The 17604-nt window shown below is 36.0% G+C and carries 17 protein-coding genes; 2 read left to right on the forward strand and 15 right to left on the reverse strand.

The features are described from left to right. Nucleotides 1-45 precede the first annotated feature (45 nt). The 14 genes from smpB to LKE46_RS12960 form a co-directional block, all read right to left on the reverse strand. The gene (gene smpB / locus LKE46_RS12895) at nt 46-516 is read right to left on the reverse strand and encodes an SsrA-binding protein SmpB (protein WP_291723001.1); all 471 of its coding nucleotides are present in this window, start codon (nt 514-516) and stop codon (nt 46-48) included. 14 nt (nt 517-530) lie between these two features. Then, a complete protein-coding gene (gene rnr / locus LKE46_RS12900; RefSeq protein ID WP_291723004.1) occupies nt 531-2687 on the reverse strand; it encodes a ribonuclease R in 2157 nt (718 codons plus the stop codon). Between the two features lie 115 nt (nt 2688-2802). Continuing rightward, complete coding sequence (gene secG, locus LKE46_RS12905; protein ID WP_291723006.1) at nt 2803-3036, reverse strand: preprotein translocase subunit SecG; 234 nt, start codon at nt 3034-3036, stop codon at nt 2803-2805. A gap of 124 nt (nt 3037-3160) precedes the next feature. Continuing rightward, nucleotides 3161-4459, reverse strand: a complete 1299-nt coding sequence (gene eno, locus LKE46_RS12910) for a phosphopyruvate hydratase (RefSeq protein WP_291723009.1) — start codon at nt 4457-4459, stop codon at nt 3161-3163. A 66-nt stretch (nt 4460-4525) separates the two neighbouring features. After that, complete coding sequence (gene gpmI / locus LKE46_RS12915; protein WP_291723013.1) at nt 4526-6055, reverse strand: 2,3-bisphosphoglycerate-independent phosphoglycerate mutase; 1530 nt, start codon at nt 6053-6055, stop codon at nt 4526-4528. Between the two features lie 24 nt (nt 6056-6079). Beyond that, complete coding sequence (tpiA, locus tag LKE46_RS12920) at nt 6080-6826, reverse strand: triose-phosphate isomerase (protein ID WP_291723016.1); 747 nt, start codon at nt 6824-6826, stop codon at nt 6080-6082. Between the two features lie 32 nt (nt 6827-6858). Then, nucleotides 6859-8055, reverse strand: a complete 1197-nt coding sequence (locus tag LKE46_RS12925) for a phosphoglycerate kinase (protein ID WP_291723019.1) — start codon at nt 8053-8055, stop codon at nt 6859-6861. A 107-nt stretch (nt 8056-8162) separates the two neighbouring features. After that, nucleotides 8163-9167, reverse strand: a complete 1005-nt coding sequence (gene gap / locus LKE46_RS12930) for a type I glyceraldehyde-3-phosphate dehydrogenase (RefSeq protein WP_291723022.1) — start codon at nt 9165-9167, stop codon at nt 8163-8165. A 45-nt stretch (nt 9168-9212) separates the two neighbouring features. Further along, nucleotides 9213-10244, reverse strand: coding sequence for a sugar-binding transcriptional regulator (locus LKE46_RS12935; RefSeq protein ID WP_291723025.1), 1032 nt, complete (start codon nt 10242-10244; stop codon nt 9213-9215). Nucleotides 10245-10374: 130 nt separating this feature from the next. Further along, a complete protein-coding gene (gene rpoN / locus LKE46_RS12940) occupies nt 10375-11739 on the reverse strand; it encodes an RNA polymerase factor sigma-54 (protein ID WP_291725697.1) in 1365 nt (454 codons plus the stop codon). Nucleotides 11740-11847: 108 nt separating this feature from the next. Beyond that, the gene (locus tag LKE46_RS12945) at nt 11848-12687 is read right to left on the reverse strand and encodes a DegV family protein (RefSeq protein ID WP_291723028.1); all 840 of its coding nucleotides are present in this window, start codon (nt 12685-12687) and stop codon (nt 11848-11850) included. A 16-nt stretch (nt 12688-12703) separates the two neighbouring features. Further along, nucleotides 12704-13171, reverse strand: a complete 468-nt coding sequence (trmL, locus tag LKE46_RS12950) for a tRNA (uridine(34)/cytosine(34)/5-carboxymethylaminomethyluridine(34)-2'-O)-methyltransferase TrmL (RefSeq protein ID WP_291723031.1) — start codon at nt 13169-13171, stop codon at nt 12704-12706. Between the two features lie 106 nt (nt 13172-13277). Next, nucleotides 13278-13856, reverse strand: coding sequence for a 5' nucleotidase, NT5C type (locus LKE46_RS12955; RefSeq protein ID WP_291723034.1), 579 nt, complete (start codon nt 13854-13856; stop codon nt 13278-13280). A gap of 528 nt (nt 13857-14384) precedes the next feature. Continuing rightward, the gene (locus LKE46_RS12960; protein WP_291723037.1) at nt 14385-14966 is read right to left on the reverse strand and encodes a TOBE domain-containing protein; all 582 of its coding nucleotides are present in this window, start codon (nt 14964-14966) and stop codon (nt 14385-14387) included. 180 nt (nt 14967-15146) lie between these two features. Here LKE46_RS12960 and LKE46_RS12965 point away from each other — a divergent pair, with 180 nt between their 5' ends. Beyond that, nucleotides 15147-16253 carry a leucine-rich repeat domain-containing protein gene (locus tag LKE46_RS12965; RefSeq protein ID WP_291723040.1) on the forward strand — a complete coding sequence of 369 codons (1107 nt, stop codon included), beginning with the start codon at nt 15147-15149 and terminating at the stop codon, nt 16251-16253. Between the two features lie 60 nt (nt 16254-16313). Here LKE46_RS12965 and LKE46_RS12970 read toward each other — a convergent pair whose 3' ends face one another. Further along, nucleotides 16314-17150: a L,D-transpeptidase family protein gene (locus tag LKE46_RS12970; protein WP_291723043.1), complete on the reverse strand. Its 837-nt coding sequence runs from the start codon at nt 17148-17150 to the stop codon at nt 16314-16316. A 175-nt stretch (nt 17151-17325) separates the two neighbouring features. Between LKE46_RS12970 and LKE46_RS12975 the strand changes: the two genes are divergently transcribed. Beyond that, nucleotides 17326-17601: a metal-sensing transcriptional repressor gene (locus LKE46_RS12975; protein ID WP_291723046.1), complete on the forward strand. Its 276-nt coding sequence runs from the start codon at nt 17326-17328 to the stop codon at nt 17599-17601. Nucleotides 17602-17604 lie beyond the last annotated feature (3 nt).

The raw sequence follows: 17604 nt of genomic DNA on the forward strand, positions 1-17604 counted from the left end.
CAGCAGTGAACCAGAATTTAAAACTGGTTCACTACTGCTTGTATTTCATCTGTATCTTTCTTTAAGCTGCCTGTCTATATCTCTCTTAGCAGCTTTTTCCATAAGCACATTTCTCTTGTCATAGTCTTTTTTACCCTTTCCAACTGCCAGGTTTACCTTTACCATTCCATGTTTAAGGTACAGTGCAAGCGGCACTAAAGTATATCCTCTCTGTGCCGTATATCCCAGTAATTTACTTATCTCGGATTTATGCAGAAGCAGTTTTCTTGTTCTGAGCGGATCTTTATTATATATATTCCCCTTTTCATAAGGACTTATATGCATGTTTCTGACAAAGATTTCACCGTTTATTATATCCGCATAACTATCCTTTAAATTGGCTTTGCCTTCTCGTATGGATTTTACCTCTGTCCCTACAAGTTCTATACCGGCTTCCATTGATTCTTCTATGAAGTAGTCATGTCTTGCCTTCCTATTTTCAGCAAGAGTTTTGCTTCCAGTTTTGTTTTTTGCCATAAATCTCACCCCTTTTAAGCTTCAAAATCCAGAGTTTCCACATCTGCTATCTGTTCCTCCTGCTGTTTTACCAGTTCAAAATAAATTTCATGAGCGGCTAAATCCACCTTCAATACCTGTATCCTTACCTCGTCACCCAATTTGTAGATTTTCCTGGACTTTTCTCCCATAAGTGAAAGATGCCTGTCATCATATATATAATAATCATCCGTCATAGTGCTCAAGTGCACCAGGCCTTCTATTGTATTTTCAAGTTCCACGAACATCCCGAAGTTGGTTACAGATGATACTATTCCATTATACTCTTCACCTATTCTCTTGCTCATATACTCCGCCTTTTTCAGATCATCCACTTCTCTTTCGGCATCCTGGGCGATTCTTTCCATTTCAGAAGACTGCCTTGCTGCATAATCCACTTTTACATCAAGACTTTTTATCTCTTTTTCATCCAGTTTTCCATTTATAAATTCTTTGATTATCCTGTGGATAATGAGATCAGGATATCTTCTTATAGGTGAAGTAAAATGACAGTAGTACTTTGCGGCCAGGCCAAAGTGCCCGGTACATTTTGGAGAATATCTGGCCTGCTTCATGGATCTCAAAAGCAGCGTACTGACTACAGTTTCTTCCTTTTGGCCCTTTACTTTTTCTAAAATTCCCTGAAGCACTTTTGGATTTACTTCCTGTCCCCATTTTATAGTATACCCCAGGTTGTGAACAAATTCATTGAAATGCATGAGCTTTTCCTCGTCGGGATCTTCATGTATCCTGTATACAAAAGGCATATTTGTCCAGAACATATGCTCCGCTATAGTTTCATTGCATACAAGCATGAATTCCTCTATTATGTGGTTTGAAATTCCTCTTTCAGCAGGTTTTATTTCTACAGGTCTTCCCAGTTCATCAAGTTTTATACTGCATTCCGTGAAGTCAAAATCCACAGCACCCCTGAGCATTCTCTTCTTGTAGAGTATCTTGGCAAGTTCCTCCATAAGCTTAAAGGTGGATACAAGATAACCGTATCTTCCCATTACCCTTTCATCTTCACCTTCCAGTATTTTGGTCACATCCGTATATGTCATTCTTTCACTCGTTCTTATTATACTCTCTACAATCTTATGATCTATAACCTTGCCTGTATCGTTTATTTCCATGAGGCAGCTGAGAGTAAGTCTGTCAATCTTGGGATTCAAGCTGCATATTCCATTGGACAACTTTTTAGGCAGCATAGGTATGACCCTGTCAATCAGATACACAGATGTACCCCTTCTCAGTGCTTCCCTGTCAAGGGGACTTTTATCCTTCACGTAATTGGATACATCCGCTATATGAACACCCAAATAAAAATTTCCATTGGGGAGTCTTTCAAGAGATACTGCATCGTCCAGATCCTTTGCATCTTCACCATCTATCGTAACTATGGTAAGATCCCTCAGATCCTCCCTCCTCTCGTATTCTTCCTCCGGAATTTTATCCGGTATGGATTCAGCATAACTTTCAACCTTTGCCGGAAATTCTTCCGGAAGATCATTCTTTTTGATTATAGTCAGAATGTCTATTCCCTTTTCACTTTTCTTTCCAAGTACATTTATTATCTTGCCCTCCGGATTTCTTCTTCCGTCAGGCCATTCAGTTATCTCTACAATCACTACATCTCCTGTAGATGCAGTTTTTTTACAATTTTTAGGGATGAATATATCCTGGTATATCCTCTTTTCCTCCGGTACTACAAAGCCAAAATTTCTGCTGTCCTCAAAAGTACCTACAACTGTTTTATTGGCCCGTTCAATTATCCTTATTATTTCTCCTTCACACTTTTTGCCGTTGTTTTCCTTTTTCAAAATCCTGACTATGACTTTATCACCGTTCATAGCCCCGTTCAGGCCAGAAATGGGAATAAATACATCCACTCCATCCTCGGGTATGACAAAGCCAAAACCCTTCTGGTGGCCCTGAAATTTTCCTATTACAAGTCCCATCCTTTCAGGTACTCCATATCTGCTTGTTCTGGTCTTTACTATATAACCTTCTTTTTCCATATTCCTGAGTATTTTCTTGAATTCCTTCTTCTCATCCTTTCTTATTGCAAAAACTTTTTCAAGTTCTTTTATATCCATAGGCTTATATGCCTTTTCTTTCATAAAATTTAAAATTGTTTCCGTTATATTCATATATTTCACCACCTTTTAATATATTGATGTAAATTACACAAAAATATTCAATAATTTCTCAATTGCATAAAAATAAATACAGCAGGAACACTCATCTACTGTATTTTAAAAGCAACTATTTTATCAAATTTTGAACTACACATAATACAGCAAATATTATGGCTAGAAAAACAGTTAACCTGGATAACATTGCTTCAGAAGTTCTGGATTTATTTCTGGAATAAAAGCTCTCAGTTGTCCCGCCAGATATAAATCCACTCAATCCATTTGTCTTTCCTGGTTGAACAAGTACAACCGCTATCAACAGTATGGATACTATAATCTGCAATATTAAAAGAAAATTATGCACTAAAATGACCTCCTAATGTTCAACATGGAATATATTTTATCATATATGCGCTTTAATTTCAATTTCCGTGAATTTTCAAATTTCAACAATAGAGCAGGTATAGCACCTGCTCTATTTGTAAATTCTATTTAATCTTCAAATTATAGAATGCATCAATTCCCCTGAATTCTGCTGCGTCTCCAAGTTCTTCCTCTATCCTCAGGAGCTGATTGTATTTTGCAACTCTCTCTGTCCTTGCAGGTGCACCTGTTTTTATCTGTCCTGCATTGACTCCTACAACAAGATCTGCTATGGTAGTATCTTCAGTTTCTCCCGATCTGTGGGAAACCACTGCAGTATACCCCGCCCTTTCTGCCATTTCAATTGCATTCAAGGTTTCCGTAAGAGTACCTATCTGATTCAATTTTATAAGTATGGAATTTGCTACTCCAAGACCAATTCCCTTTTTGAGCCTTGAGGTATTTGTGACAAACAGATCATCTCCTACAAGCTGAATCTTGTTTCCCAGCTTTTCGGTGAGAATTTTCCATCCTTCCCAATCTTCCTCTGCCATTCCATCTTCAAGGGATATTATAGGATACTTGTTTGCAAGGTCCACATAAAAATCCACCATTTGTTCAGGAGTCAGAACTTTTCCTTCACCCTTCAAATTGTATTTTCCATCCTCAAAGAATTCAGAGGAAGCAGGATCAAGTGCTATATATATGTCTTTCCCCGGTTTATATCCGGCTTTTTCTATTGCCTCCACTATTACCTGTATTGCCTCTTCATTGGATTTTAGATTAGGTGCAAATCCACCCTCATCTCCAACACCTGTATCATAGCCTTTTGACTTTAAAATTGACTTCAATGTATGGTAAACTTCTGTACTCATCCTTATTGCTTCACTAAAATCAGGAGCTCCAGCCGGCATTATCATAAATTCCTGCAAATCTACATTGTTATCAGCATGTTTCCCTCCATTTAATATGTTCATCATGGGAACTGGAAGAACTTTACCATTGACCCCGCCTATGTATTGATACAGGCTGAGTCCAAGATATTCCGCTGCTGCCCTTGCACATGCAAGTGATACTCCGAGAGTTGCATTGGCACCCAATTTTGCCTTGTTTTCAGTGCCATCCAGCTCTATCATGGTCTTGTCGATTAGAATCTGATCAAATATATTCATCCCTATCAGTTCTTCTGCTATAATGTTGTTTACATTGTCAACGGCTTTGGTGACACCTTTTCCCTGATACCTGTCCTTATCACCGTCTCTAAGCTCTACAGCCTCAAAAGCGCCTGTAGATGCACCTGATGGTACACCTGCTCTTCCTACAGTTCCATCTTCCAGTACTACTTCCACCTCTACTGTAGGATTTGCCCTTGAATCAAGTATCTGTCTTGCACTTACATCCACAATTTCCACATAATTTTTCATAAATACCACCGCTAAATAAATAACGGTTACTTCAACTCCTTTCTAATACAGAATTTTAATACATATCTATTTAATAAGGCTCTTACCAGTCATCTCCTGCGGCTTTGCAAGCTTCATTGCATGAAGAATGGTAGGCGCTATGTCTGCAAGTACACCGCCATCTCTCAGCTTAGAGGCATTTTTTGAAACATATACAAATGGCACTGGATTCGTAGTATGAGCCGTCATAGGCTTCTTAGTAACATAGTCTATTTCCTCTTCTGAATTTCCGTGGTCCGCAGTTATGAACAATGTTCCATTTTTCTCTAATATCTTGCCCGCAATTTTGCCAAGGCATACATCTACAGCTTCAATTGCCTTTTTTGCAGCCTCAAATATTCCAGTATGTCCAACCATATCAGGATTTGCAAAATTCAATATAATCATGTCATATTTATCTTCATCAAGCTTTTTCAGAAGTTGATCTGTAACCTCATAGACACTCATTTCAGGCTGCAGATCATAGGTTGCAACCTTTGGAGACGGTATGAGAACTCTGTCCTCGTTCTTGTTGGGTTCTTCCACCCCACCATTGAAAAAGAAAGTTACATGTGCATATTTTTCAGTTTCAGCTATTCTGAGCTGATTTTTTCCCAGACTGCTTACATATTCGCCCAGGGTGTTTTTATAGTGTTCATTTTTAAAGGCCACATCCACATTTTTGATTTCAGAGTCATACTCGGTCATGGTTACAAATTCCAGATCTAGATTCTCTCTCCTGAATCCGTCAAATTCCCTGTCTACCATAGCTCTTGTAAGCTGTCTTGCCCTATCCGGCCTGAAATTGAAGAATATGACTGAATCTTCATTTTTTATAGTAGCTACGGGTTTCCCATGTTTTTTTATTACTGCAGGAACTATAAATTCATCAGTTTTCCCATTTTTATATGAATTATCTATTGCCTCACAAGCACTGTCAGCTTCAGCACCTTTTCCAAGGACAAGTGCATTATATGCGAGTTCAACTCTCTCCCATCTCCTGTCTCTGTCCATTGCATAGTATCTTCCTGAAACTGAAGCTATCTCACCTATTCCTGTTTGCTTCATATAGTTCTCAATTTCTTTTATATACTCTTTTGCAGAAGACGGCGGAACATCTCTCCCATCGGTAAAAGCATGAACATATACCTTTTTAAGTCCCCTCTGTTTTGCAAACTTCAAAAGTCCCTTTAAATGTTCCGAATGTGAATGAACCCCTCCAGGTGATACGAGTCCCATGAGATGAAAATCCGAATTGTTTTCAAGTGCCTGGTCTGCAGCTTTATTCAAAGCCCAGTTGTGGAAAAAATCTCCGTCTTCTATTGACTTGGTTATCTTGGTAAGGGCCTGGTATATTATTCTTCCCGCACCTATATTCAAATGACCGACTTCAGAATTGCCCATCTGTCCATCCGGCAATCCCACACTTAGTCCGCTTGCTCCAAGCTGGGTATGAGGATAGTTGTTGTAGTATTTGTCAAAATTTGGTTTGTTCGCTGCTTTAACTGCATTTCCCTCTGTTTTGTCAGAAATACCAAAACCATCAAGTATCATAAGCATTACTGGTGTTTTTTTCATATTTACCTCCAAATTGTATTGCGATTAATAATTGACTATTTTCGAGAAGTCCTGTGCTTTTAGACTTGCTCCTCCAATCAATCCTCCGTCTATGTCGGGCTGTGCCATCTGAGCCTTTATTGTAGCAGGTTTAACGGAACCGCCATATTGAATTCTGGTTTTATCTGCAGTATCTTTTCCATAGAGTTTTGCAATTACACTTCTTATGTAGGCTATAGTAGTATTGGCCTGCTCATCCGTAGCTGTCTTTCCCGTACCTATAGCCCATATCGGTTCGTAAGCCACAACCAATTTCTCAACCTGTGATTTTTCAAGCCCTGCGAGGTCAAGTTTGATCTGCTTCCCGAGAACCTCTGCAGTTACATCTGCTTCTCTCTCCTCCAGAGTTTCACCGCAGCAGACTATTGGAATCAAATTGTGTTCAAAGGCTTTCTTTACCTTTTTGTTTATGGCTTCATCTGTTTCATTGAAATACTGTCTTCTCTCACTGTGTCCAAGTATTACATATTCCACACCCATTGTATCCAGCATGGCAGGTGAAACTTCTCCTGTATACGCACCGCTCTCCTCAAAGTGCATATTCTGGGCACCGACCTTTATGTTGGTACCCTCTGCAGCTTTAATAACTGCATCAAGACACACATAGGGTGGACACACAACTACATCTGCTTTAGCATCCTTTACAAGCGGTTTTAGTTCCTCTATTAATTTTGCTGCTTCATCAACAGTTTTGTTCATCTTCCAGTTTCCTGCAATTATTGCCTTTCTCATTTACACCGATCCCCTTTTATTTTAAATTTTGATTACCTGTCATTAAGTGCTGCTATTCCCGGAAGTTCCTTTCCCTCAAGGAATTCAAGTGAAGCTCCGCCACCAGTTGATATATGCGTCATCTTGTCTCCATATCCAAGCTGATTGACTGCAGCCGCACTGTCTCCTCCGCCTATTATTGTAGTAGCACCTGATTCTGCCATGGCCTTTGCAACATCATTTGTTCCTTTTGCAAATTTAGGGAATTCAAATACTCCCATAGGACCATTCCATACAACAGTCTTTGCATTTTTTATTTCATCTGTAAACAGTTCAACAGTTTTAGGTCCTATATCCAATCCCATATATCCATCCTTTATATTAGGATCTTCCGTTGTAACAGCTTCTGCATCTGCATCAAACTTATCTGCCGTTACAGTATCCAACGGAAGAAGCATTTTTACATTTTTTTCTTTTGCCTTGTTGATCATTTCCTTTGCATAATCGATTTTATCTGCTTCAAGCAGAGAATTTCCTATGCTGTATCCAAGCGCCTTTTCAAAAGTATAGGCCATTCCACCTCCAATTATAAGGGTATCTACTTTTTCAAGCAAATTATTTATAACATTTATCTTGTCTGAAACTTTTGCACCTCCAAGTATTGCAACAAAAGGTCTTACTGGATTTTCAACTGCATTTCCGAGAAATTTAAGTTCTTTCTGAATCAAGTACCCGCATACAGCTGTATCCAGGAATTTTGTAACACCGACAGTGGAACAGTGTGCCCTGTGAGCTGTTCCAAAGGCATCATTTACAAACACATCTGCAAGTGATGCAAGTTCTTCCGAAAAATTGTCCTTGTTTTTGGTCTCCTCAATTCTATATCTTGTATTCTGGAGCAGTATTACATCTCCATCCTTCATTTTTGCAGCTGCAGCCTTTGCGTTCTCTCCTACTACATTATCATCTGCAGCAAATACCACTTCTTTTCCAAGCATTTCAGAGAGTCTTTTAGCAACAGGCGCAAGTGAAAGTTCATGCTTTGGCTCTCCCTTTGGCTTTCCAAGATGTGAGCACAATATAACCTTAGCACCCTTCTCCACAAGATATTTTATTGTAGGAAGTGCTCCTACCAATCTGTTTTCATCAGTTATCTTTCCATCCTGAAGCGGTACATTGAAATCACACCTGACGAGCAATTTTTTCCCTTTTACATCTATATCCTCAATTGTCTTCTTGTTAAAAGCCATAATTACACCTCTTTAAAATTTTTTATTTATTTTTGATTTTAACATTAAAGGCCCGGCATCATAGCCTCAACTACAAAACCAGACCTTTCACTATGTTATGCGTTTAACTATTTAGCAATTTTTGCAAAATAAGCTAAAGTTCTAACTAATTGTGATGTATATGACATTTCATTATCATACCATGCAGCAGTCTTAACCAACTGTGATCCATTGACATCAACAATTTTTGTTAAAGTTGCATCAAATAACGAGCCATAATTGATTCCCACAACATCTGCAGAAACTATTGGATCTTCAGTGTATCCAAATGACTCATTAGCTGCTTCCTTCATAGCTGCGTTGACTTCTTCAACTGTAACATTTTTCTTAAGAACTGAAACCAGTTCAGTTATTGATCCAGTTGGGACTGGAACTCTCTGTGCATTTCCATCCAATTTCCCTGTTAAATCCGGAATAACCTGACTTATAGCTTTAGCAGCACCAGTTGAGTTTGGTATTATACTTACAGCAGCAGCTCTGGCTCTTCTCAAATCACCTTTTCTGTGTGGTCCATCCAATGTATTCTGGTCATTGGTATATGCATGGATTGTAGTCATAAATCCTTTTTCTATTCCGAACTTGTCATTTAGTACTTTAGCCATTGGAGCCAGACAGTTGGTTGTACATGATGCACCTGATATAACTGTTTCAGTTCCATCCAAAGAATCATTGTTTACGTTGAAAACTATTGTCTTCAAGTCATTTCCAGCAGGAGCTGATATAACAACTTTTCTGGCACCGGCTCTTATATGAGCTTCAGCTTTTTCCTTCTTGGTAAAGAAACCTGTGCATTCAAGAACAACATCTATTCCAAGTTTTCCCCATGGCAATTTTTCAGGATCTGCTTCAGCAAAGACTTTGACCTCTTTTCCGTTAACTACAAAAGCTCCTTCTTTAACTTCAATTTCACCATTGAATCTTCCCTGCGATGAATCATATTTAAATAAATGAGCTAACATTTTTGCATCAGTTAAGTCGTTGATTGCAACTACCTCTAAATCCGGTACCTCAAGAATTCTTCTTAATGCCAGTCTCCCTATTCTTCCAAAACCATTAATAGCTACCTTTGTCATTTAAACTCCTCCTAAATAATTAAATATTTATAATAAATAAAAAATTTATTGACTGTTTATAAACTCTAAAAGTCTCTTTGCAGCACCCTCATCCGTAATAAGCACACTGTTATGATTATTTATTTCAGTAGAGAGTATTGCCTCTGCCTTGCCTGATCCCCCTGCAACAGCTATCAGAGTATTTATCTCGTTTATTCTGCTGTTCTTTATTCCTATACTTGGAGTTGTATATACTATGTTTCCATTTTTGTTGAAGTAGTATCCGAAGGCTTCACCGACTCCGCCCTTGTCTTCTATCTCCTTTATCCTGGCATCGCTCAGTCCTCTTCTTCTCGCCATCTTATTGGCTCTTCCCACACCATGTATCAGTATATCTGCGTTATAAATACACTCCAATACATCCCTTATTGATTTCTCTTTTATCATGGTGCTTATTGCCGATTCACTCAAGTTGTCAGGTACATGAAGCAATTTATATTTTCCATATATTTTTGTAGCCAGCCTGGCTGCAAGGGTATTTGCCTGAGTTTCAACATTTGCTCCCATGCCGCCCCTTGCCGGCACTACAAGGATATCTTTTACGGAGTTGGTTACAGGCATGTTGTCCACTACCTGTTTCATAGTAGAACCCCCTGTAATTGCAATTATATTTCCTTTTTGAAGTATACTTTTCAAATACTTTGCAGCTGCTCTTCCAATCTCATTCATTATAGTCCTGTCTTCATCACAGTCTCCGGGAACAATTATAACTTTCTTCAACTGAAAGTTTGTCTTTATAGCATCTTCAACTTCTGAAAGGCCCCTCAATTCATGTATGGATTCTTTAAGTTTCCCTATGATTTCCTCTCCATCCCTCGTTATGGTCATTCCAGAAGTATTTATTTCGATAAATCCCTGGGTTTTCAAAAAATTAATTTCTGTTCTTACTATCCTTTCACCAATACCCAGATCATTGGCAAGTGTTCTCCTACCAACAGGCTGATTATAGTAGATAGTTCTTAAAATATTATATCTCTTTTCCAATAATTCAACTAATTCTGGCACTATTCTCTTCTGTAATTTAAGTACTTCTTCCACAACATCACCTCCTGGCACGTTATCGTCCCAGCGATATACACATTGTCCCACTACTATTATAAAACATATACATTTTTTTTTAAATAGTATTTTGAAAAAATATCAAAAAATATGCTGACTTGAGGAATCTTTAGAATCTTTTCCTGCCTTTTGATGATTTTATCCCAAGTTCTTCCCTGTATTTTGCCACAGTTCTTCTTGAAATATTCATATTCTTTTTATTAATTAGGTTGCATATTGCCTGGTCGGACAGAGGCTTGCTTTTATCTTCACTGTCTATTATTCCTTTAATACTCTTCTTGATGATATATGCAGAAACATTTTCTTCCCTTGAAGATGTGGAAATACCTGTCGTAAACAAATCCTTTATTTTAACTGTTCCCCTGCTTGTATATATATATTTGTCCCTTATGGCCCTGCTTATAGTTGACTCATGCATACCAAGACTGTCGGATATGCCTTTTAAAGTCATAGGTTTCAGGTAGTCATCTCCATAATCAAAATAATCCCTCTGAAGTTGAATTATTCTTTCAAGCACCCTGTATATAGTACTTTTTCTGTGCTGTATGCTTTTCAATAAAAATACCGCACTGTTCAGTTTATCCTTTACATAATCCACCGCACTTTTATCTTCACTTTTTATTATATTCCTATAGGTAGGATTTATGGTAAGCTTCGGTAATAAATCGTCATTCATAATTATATAGTATTCGTCATCAATTTTTTTTATATAAGCATCTGGCATTATATATTTTACTTCCTCGCCAGTATAAAACCCCCTGGATGGTTTGGGGTCCAGCTTTTTTATTATATCCCCGCATTCCTGGGCCGTCTTTACATCTATATTCAATTTTTTCGCTATTATATTGTACTTGTTCTCGGCAAGCAGTTCCAAATAATTATCTATAATCGCAATTACACTTTCATTGTCTATATTCCTTTTTACCAGCTGAATTTTAAGACATTCTTTTAGATCTCTTGCTGCTATACCATCAGGTTCGAGAGATTGTACCAATTTTATGCAATAATCGGCAAGTTTATCCGAAATATTAAGTTCATTTTGAATCTCACCTTCCGATATAACCAGGTATCCCCTTCCGTCCACATTTTCTATAATATACATGCATATTGCCTTTACGTAATCCTTTTCATCCAAATCTCTTATCTGTTCAATCAAATATTCCTTCAACGATTCTTTTTTTGAAATAAAATTAAAGGGTGAAACTTCCTCAGTGTTACTTTTTTCATAGCTATGATGGCTGTAATTATCAAATTCAAGATTTTTTATAATTTCTTTATAATCAAGTCTGGTTTTTTCTCTATCATCATTTTTAAATTCAGCTTCTTTAAAATCAAGAATTGGATTTTCCTGTACTTCTTTTTCAATGTATTCTTGAAGCTCAAAACTTGACATCTGGAGAAGCCTTACTGAGAGCTGCATCTGTTGTGTCATTACCAATTTCTGTTCCTGAGTTAAATTAAGTCCAAAATTCAGTCCCATAACTCGCACCTCCAACCAACTATTTTAATTATATTATATCATGAAGCTGCAAAAAAATTTGCACCATGTAAAAAATCAAAGTGCAAATTACAATTGAGCATCTCAATAATCCTCCACAAAAAACAGTCCGCAGGCGTCTGCCCCGGAGTGTACTCCAACTACACATCCAACTTCACTTTCTATGAAATTGACATTTCGTCTTATCAGCTCATTCCTAAGAGGATCAAGTATTTCAGTTTTACCCACATGCAGCAATATGGAAACCTCACCTTCTTTTATTCCTTTTCTGTCTATATAGTCCAGCATTGCTTTGAGAACTTTTTTACTTCCTCTTACCTTATCGGCTACGGCCATCTCTCCATTTTTAGCCTCTATTATTATTTTTATTCCCAGTATATTTCCTATAATGCCTGCTGTCTTTGACAACCGCCCGCCTTTTACCAGATTATCGAGACTGTTGAATTCAAGAGTGCTTTTGACATGGGGTGAAATTTCCAGAACTTTTTTCTCTATCTGTTCTATCGTATAGCCGTCCCTTATAAGTTTGGCCGCCTTGATAACCTGAATTCCAAGTCCGGAAGTTACATTAAAGCTGTCTATAACAACTATATCCTTCATTTCCAGAGCATCTCTGGCAATACAGGCAGACTGATATGTACCACTCATCCTGGAAGACAAGTGAATGGATATTATCTTGCAACCTTCATCAAGATATTTTTTATAGCATTTAATGAATATTTGCGGATTTACCTGGGCCGTTGCAGGAAATTCATCACTATTTTTCATTTTTTCAAGAAGCACCGGAAGCTTTATGTCAATTCCATCCCTATAGGTTGTTTTATCAATAATTACAAATAGGGGAAGCACCTCTATATCATATTTCTCTATTATAAAATCCGGCAGATCAGCTGTACTATCAGTAATTAATTTTATTTTGTCCATAAAATTAACACCTCCTTTATTTCATTACAGGAAACTTCATCTGTCTCAATGCCTCATAGGCAACTATTGCAACAGTATTTGACAAATTCAAAGAACGGGTGGAAGTATTTATCATGGGAACTCTTATACAATTCTCGCTATTTTCTTCCCTGATGTAGTCAGGAAGGCCACAGGTTTCTCTACCAAATACTATGAAATCTCCATCTTTATATTCAACATCATGATAATAATTTTTACCATGAGTAGTAGAAAAATAGAATCTACCGTTTTTATAATTTTCCCTCAATTCCTCATAGGAATCATACAATGTCAAATCCAAATAAGGCCAGTAATCAAGACCTGCCCTCCTCAAATGTTTTTCATCCAGACTGAATCCAAGTGGTTTTATTAAATGAAGCCTGGAACCTGTAAGGACACAGGTCCTGGCTATATTCCCAGTATTTTGAGGTATTTCCGGCTGAAACAGTACTATATTTAGGCTCAAAATTTTTCCTCCTTTAAAAGTGCAAAACTTGTACCGGACAGTATAAAGTCCTATTAAATATATTACTATATTACAATTATTCAGTCAAAAAATAAAAAAGATGCTGCTATACAGCCTTGCTCTGCAGCAACATCTCTTCTACCATTTCACGTATCTCATTCCAGCTGAAAACTCTTGTTATATTTTCATTCAATGGCTTTCTATTATAATTTGTATCAATCAAAAGAACCTTGAAACCGTATTTTGAAAGCTGGACTGCGTTTTCATAACTATCTTCTATAAAAATATCACTTTTAAGTTCCCTCGCCTTGTCAACCTTGTACGGAGTTCCTAAAACAAATACATCATCATAGGGTATTCCATATCTATACAGATAATGATAAGTCAGAATTTCCAAATCCTTATCTCTTGCAGTAACAAAATATATATTGTTCTTATTGAACAATTCTTTTATGATACCTACAGCTTCCTCTCTTATAGGTTCGGCATCATGAATTTCAAACTTGTTTGTCTCGTAAAATTCAAGATATTCATCTCTTGATACTCCCATAATTCTATCTACATTGTATATTGTAACTTCTTCAGGTTTTACATTTTTATTAAAATACCTATTTGCACTATCGAGCCAGTAATACGGGTCTGTAATTGTTCCATCAATATCTATACATAAATTAAGACTCTTCAATTTATACATCCACTCCTTAAAATCAATTTTAACATATTTTTCGTGCAATAGTACATAATAGTCTACCTGTATAGTAAATGTTACTTACATAGTATATATTATAATAAAAGTATTAAAGGAATATTAAACTGAGGTTAGGTTTTTGATAACAATAATTCGGGCAAGAAAAAAGACACGTGGCGGTGTCTTTTTTCCCCTCTAAGCTTTTAAACTTAGGACGCATTTTTTTCATTAAGGGATTGGTTTTTTAATAAATATCTAATATATTTTATATATTACTACTAATATTATAAAAAATCAATACTTTTTTTGATAAATTAATAAGAAAACTATAAAAAAAATAAGCACTAACAATTGTAGCCAATAATTGTTAGTGCTTATTTCGGGAAAATGAAACAAATAAATCATCAATGTTAATGGTATTGATAAATCAATAACGTTATATTAATTTTAATACTGTTTTGTTGATAAATCAAGTAGTTTTTTAATGTTTTATTACGTCATGTCATGTATCTATTAAATTTGGTATTAGTTTCGACTCATTATCATAACTTCCGTTGCCTTTATATCTGTACTTACCTTCGAACCAGCCTTGATGCAAAGATTGTCTATTGATGTGGTGGGAATTATCGCCGAAACAATGTGTCCACATCCAATATCTACAACTACTTTGCCAAGTATATCACCCTTTTTTATCTGAGTAACCGTTCCACTAAACCTATTTCTTGCGCTAAAGCCACTGTCAGCCCCCTGCTTTCTTATCATTACAGCAGTTGCTATAAAGACAACATCAACTCTTGAACCCGGCCTGAGATTAAGATTCCTTATTGATGCGGCTGTAATTATGGCAGATGCCAGATGATTACAGCCCAGATCAACCTGAACTTCCCCAACAACACCAGTCACATTCACTGATGTAATCACTCCCGAAAACTGATTCAATGCACTCAATGTCATATCTGAATTATTGCATTTATCAGACTCAGACATAACCTTACTATCATTATCAGGAGAATATTCATATCTATATGGATAATATCCTCCATATGCTCCCGGATAATAATAGTCTGCAGGTGTATTATAGTACTGCTCTCCGTAGTTTATATACATTGTTTAATCCTCCAATAATATTGTACACACAATTATCTTATATATATTCAAAGAATTTTGTTACTAAAATTATTTAATCTTATTTTTATTGAGAAAATACTAATAAATTATCGTATTATATAGATTTACAGATATAAATATAATATAATTAACAATAATAAAGGAAAAAGGGGGAAATAAATGAAAAATAGGATCTTAACAGCAATTTTTTTCAGTGCCTTTTTATTGATTGCATCCAATAATACTGTACAAGCAGCAAGTTTCAAGGATAATCAAATGGTACCTGCTGACAAGACCTGGACCATTGTATTCAACAGCGATGTAGGACTTGACAACGGACAAATACAGGGTCTGAGTGTAACAGACAGTAAGAGCAATACCATAACAGTAGATGTCAAACTAGGTAACAATAATAAAACAGTTATAGTAACTCCTCCGGCAAGTGGCTATAAACCGGGAGAAAGCTATACATTAAATTTGGGAAATAAGCTTCATTCTATAAAAGGCAAACCATTAAAAAAAGAATACAAATTACATTTTAATATTCAAAATGACTATACAGTAACTTTCAAAGACAGTAACTTGGAAAAAGCAGTAAGAGATGCAATAAACAAGCCAACTGGAGATATCTACAAAAGTGATGTTGAAAAAATCACAGAGCTTAACGCTGAATGGATGGGAATACAGGATCTTAGTGGAATTGAGAACTTAACCAGCCTGCGATCACTCCATCTATATAATTCAAACCTCAATGACATTAGTCCATTGAAAAATTTAACTAATTTACAGGACCTGGACTTATGTTATACGGGAATCAGTGACATTACTCAATTAAAAAACCTGACTAATTTGGAAAAACTTAATTTAGGTGTAAACCAAATTAGTGATATAAGCGCACTAAAAGAATTAAAGAATTTAAAAACCCTTGATTTAGGTGAAAATGAAATCAATGATATAAGCCCATTGGAAGGACTGACCAATTTAAAAAACCTCGATTTGAACTATAATCAAATCCAAGATATTACTCCATTAAAGAACTTAACCAATTTAACATTACTTATTCTATATGAGAATCAAATCAGTGATATTACTCCACTAAAAAAATTAACTAAGCTGTACTTCCTCGATGTAACAGATAATCAAATCAGTAATATCAATACACTGAAAGGATTGACCAATTTAAAAACTCTTTATCTGGATAATAAACAGATTAGTGCTGATGATTTGCAGGCATTAGAAAGCTCACTGCCAAATTGTAATATCAAATATGAAAGAGACTATAAATAAGAAAATTAAAAAAGAACACGGCAGTCCTTTTGTACAGAAGGATTGCCGATTTTATTTGAATCATCGTATTAAAATACCTGAACCTATAGGCACATTATCATAAATATATTTTGCATTTTCAAGAGCCAGTCTTATACAGCCATGGGAAGCGGATCTCCCGAGAGTACCGTCTATCAAATTCCCATTTTCGTCAAATAAAACACTGTGAAATAAATAATTCCCTTTAAACTGTGTAAAGTACTTAAGTATGGCTCCACTTTCCGATTTAAACTGAGCCCCTTTTATTCCTACAAAGAACTGACCCTTGACTGTGGGTGTACCTCCCGTTCCCGACGCACACTGAAATAAATTTATCAATTTCCATTCATGTGGTCGTCCATTAAAGATATACACCATCTGCTCTGATGTACTGACCATAATATAGTAATCAGTATAACTCTGGGTATCCAGTTTGTTTATTATACCTTCAGGATAAGCTGAATTAAAATTAGAAACTACCTCAGCCGTAGGCTTGTACATCATATCTTCTGTAGGTTTCTTTTTTAAATCTGCCAATGTAGCATCTTTTACTATTCCATCTGTTGTAAGACCATGTTTATGCTGAAAATCCATCACGGCATAAACTGTTTGTTCCCCAAAGTCTCCATCTTCATCTACAGTATAACCAAATTTTTTGAGTTTCTTCTGAATATCTTTTACATCATTTCCCTTGTCTCCCGCCTTAAGAATATTTCTAGGTGGTATCTGTTTTTTTTCTTTTGGATGTGAAGTTATATTACCTACAACATTCACCTTTTGAGTATTTTTCTTATTATCTGTACTAAATAAACTACTGCATGCAGAAAAACTAAAGATTATTATCACAACTATAATTTCAGTCAATAAAACTCGTTTCATATGATTCTACCATCCCTCTTACTGCTTAAATATTACTCCATATAGATATTATTATAGCATGGAATAACATTATTTCTCATAGTTTTGAAAAGAATAATAAATTTAGTCCTCATATATTTTTTATCTATTATAATATATAATAAGATTAAAATACATATTAGAAAAGGTGAAAGTTATGAAACAATGTATGGATTCTGACAATTTGCACAGACGTATAAAAAAAATAATAGGTCAAATTAAGGCCATAGATAAAATGATTGATGAAGATATTCCATGTGAAGATGTTCTAATACAGATCAATGCAGTTAAAAGTGCTGTTCATAAGGTTGGACAAATAGTTTTGGAAGGTCATTTAAATCATTGTGTCAGAGATGGAATTCAACATGGAGATGCAGAAAAAACAATAGCACAATTCGCAAAAGCACTGGAGCATTTTTCACGGATGTCTTGAATA

Source organism: Clostridium sp., assembly GCF_022482905.1.
Lineage (GTDB): Bacteria > Bacillota > Clostridia > Clostridiales > Clostridiaceae > Clostridium_B.

Coding starts and splice junctions, on each gene's coding strand:
- LKE46_RS12925 (WP_291723019.1), bottom strand. CDS start 8,055: ATGGCTTTTAACAAGAAGACAATTGAGGATATAGATGTAAAAGGGAAA.
- rnr (WP_291723004.1), bottom strand. CDS start 2,687: ATGAATATAACGGAAACAATTTTAAATTTTATGAAAGAAAAGGCATAT.
- LKE46_RS12945 (WP_291723028.1), bottom strand. CDS start 12,687: ATGGACAAAATAAAATTAATTACTGATAGTACAGCTGATCTGCCGGAT.
- LKE46_RS12970 (WP_291723043.1), bottom strand. CDS start 17,150: ATGAAACGAGTTTTATTGACTGAAATTATAGTTGTGATAATAATCTTT.
- LKE46_RS12975 (WP_291723046.1), top strand. CDS start 17,326: ATGAAACAATGTATGGATTCTGACAATTTGCACAGACGTATAAAAAAA.
- LKE46_RS12965 (WP_291723040.1), top strand. CDS start 15,147: ATGAAAAATAGGATCTTAACAGCAATTTTTTTCAGTGCCTTTTTATTG.
- gap (WP_291723022.1), bottom strand. CDS start 9,167: ATGACAAAGGTAGCTATTAATGGTTTTGGAAGAATAGGGAGACTGGCA.
- tpiA (WP_291723016.1), bottom strand. CDS start 6,826: ATGAGAAAGGCAATAATTGCAGGAAACTGGAAGATGAACAAAACTGTT.
- gpmI (WP_291723013.1), bottom strand. CDS start 6,055: ATGAAAAAAACACCAGTAATGCTTATGATACTTGATGGTTTTGGTATT.
- LKE46_RS12960 (WP_291723037.1), bottom strand. CDS start 14,966: ATGTATATAAACTACGGAGAGCAGTACTATAATACACCTGCAGACTAT.
- eno (WP_291723009.1), bottom strand. CDS start 4,459: ATGAAAAATTATGTGGAAATTGTGGATGTAAGTGCAAGACAGATACTT.
- smpB (WP_291723001.1), bottom strand. CDS start 516: ATGGCAAAAAACAAAACTGGAAGCAAAACTCTTGCTGAAAATAGGAAG.